Origin of the sequence: Rhizomonospora bruguierae (genome assembly GCF_018397995.1) — a bacterium.
Taxonomy (GTDB): Bacteria; Actinomycetota; Actinomycetes; order Mycobacteriales; family Micromonosporaceae; genus Rhizomonospora; species Rhizomonospora bruguierae.
The window spans coordinates 1-1,635 of the sequence record NZ_BBQH01000001.1 but is presented as its reverse complement, the minus strand read 5'-3'; the positions used below and the strand labels follow the sequence as shown (position 1 = coordinate 1,635).

General features: G+C 76.2%; 1 protein-coding gene. It reads left to right on the top strand.

Going from position 1 to position 1,635, the window contains the following annotated elements; translation table 11 throughout:
* The coding region (locus KJS59_RS00005; RefSeq protein WP_213450092.1) for a type I polyketide synthase at window positions 1-1,635 on the top strand (1,635 nt) is incomplete at both ends.

The window sequence follows — 1,635 nt, the reverse complement described above, 5'->3', positions numbered from 1 at the left end:
GGAGGGGGTACCCGCGTTGCTGCGCGGCCTGGCCGGCCGGCCCGCGCGCCGGGCGGCCGCCGGTGGCCCGGCGGCCGGTGCGCTGCCACTGGCCCAGCGCCTCGCCGGCGTCGGCGCGACCGAGCGCACGGCGGCCCTGGTCGACCTCGTCCGCGCCGAGGCGGCGCAGGTTCTCGGCCACGACGGCGCGGACCAGGTCGGCGCCGACCGGGCGTTCAACGAGATCGGCTTCGACTCGCTCGCCGCGGTCGAACTGCGCAATCGGCTCGGCGTCGCGACCGGGCTGCGGCTGAGCGCCACGCTGACGTTCGACTACCCGACACCGGCCGCGCTGGCGCGCCACCTCGTCGGCAAGGTCTTCGGCGGCGCCGAGACGGCGCCAAGGGCGCTGCCCGTCGCGCCCGCGCCGGTCGCCACCGACGAGCCGATCGCGATCGTCGGCATGGCGTGCCGGTACCCCGGCGGCGTCACGAGCCCCGAGGACCTCTGGCGGATGGTCGCCACCGGCGCCGACGTCATCTCCGAGTTCCCCACCGACCGCGGCTGGCCCGCCGACCTCTACGACCCGGAGGTCGGCAAGCCGGGCCGCAGCTACTCCCGCGAGGGCGGCTTCCTGCACGACGCGGCCCGGTTCGATCCGGACTTCTTCGGCATCAGCCCGCGCGAGGCGCACGCGATGGACCCCCAGCAGCGGCTGCTGCTCGAGGTGGCGTGGGAGGCGTTCGAGCGGGCCGGGATCGACCCGCACTCGGTGACGGGAACCAGCACCGGCGTCTTCGCCGGCGTGATGTACCACGACTGGGGGCTGCGGCTCGGCCCGCTGCCCGAGGATCTGGCCGGCTACCACGGCAGCGGCAGCCTCGCCTCCGTCGTGTCCGGCCGGGTCGCCTACGCCCTGGGGCTGGAGGGCCCGGCGGTGACCGTCGACACCGCCTGCTCGTCGTCGCTGGTGGCGATGCACTGGGCGAGCCAGGCGCTGCGCCGCGGCGACTGCACCCTGGCGCTCGCCGGCGGCGTCACCATCATGTCCACACCGGACACCTTCGTGGACATGAGCCGGCAGCGCGGCCTGGCCACCGACGGGCGCTGCAAGTCGTTCGGGGCCGGCGCCGACGGCACCGGCTGGGGCGAGGGCGCCGGCCTGCTGGTGCTGGAGCGGCTGTCCGACGCGCGGCGCAACGGCCACCGGGTGCTGGCCGTGCTGCGCGGCTCGGCGGTGAACCAGGACGGCGCGTCCAACGGACTGACCGCGCCGAACGGCCCGTCGCAGGAGCGGGTCATCCGGCACGCGCTGGCCGACGCGGGGCTCACGCCGGCGGACATCGACGCGGTCGAAGGGCACGGCACCGGTACCACGCTCGGCGACCCGATCGAGGCGCAGGCGTTGCTGTCGACCTACGGCCGGTGGCGCCCGGACGGCGGCGAGCCGCTGTGGCTCGGCTCGATCAAGTCGAACATGGGCCACACCCAGGCGGCGGCGGGCGTCGCCGGCGTCATCAAGATGGTCCTCGCGATGCGGCACGGGACGCTGCCCGTGACCCTGTACGCCGACACCCCGTCGGACCAGGTGGACTGGGACGCGGGCGCGGTGCGGCTGCTCGCCCAGGCGCGGCCGTGGCCGGAGAGCGGCCACCC